This is a genomic window from Mesorhizobium sp. M1D.F.Ca.ET.231.01.1.1, assembly GCF_003999155.2.
Taxonomy (GTDB): Bacteria; Pseudomonadota; Alphaproteobacteria; order Rhizobiales; family Rhizobiaceae; genus Mesorhizobium.
Genome location: NZ_RZOZ02000200.1, coordinates 1 through 311, shown reverse-complemented (window position 1 = coordinate 311; position 311 = coordinate 1). Strand labels below are relative to the sequence as shown.

The window sequence follows — 311 nt, the reverse complement described above, 5'->3', positions numbered from 1 at the left end:
CAGAGCGGGGGCGGGCAGGTTGCGGTTCTCGCGGCGAAGGAAAATGCCCGCCCGGCGCGCGTCGATCGCCGTCCGCGACAATGTGGCGCGAAGCGAAGCCTCCCGCAGGCGAGCAAGCAGCACGGCACAGCGCGCTTCGTCGGGCAGGAACGCCGTGCCGCCGATTGTGGCCAGCAGGATGCGCAGCGCGTAGACGGCCGCCTTCTCGTCCCCATGCGCGGCAAAATCGCAGTCGAGGCGGATGAGGCCCGGAACCGGCCTGCTGGCAAAAGCCTCGATCAGCACGGAGGCACGATGCCCGAGGTCCTCGC

1 pseudogene is annotated in these 311 nt (G+C 70.1%); it reads right to left on the bottom strand.

Features of this window, described 5'->3' with window-relative positions:
• A pseudogene (locus EN874_RS32960) lies at positions 1–285 on the bottom strand (tRNA(Ile)-lysidine synthetase); the annotation flags it as partial.
• Between the last annotated feature and the right edge of the window lie 26 nt (positions 286–311).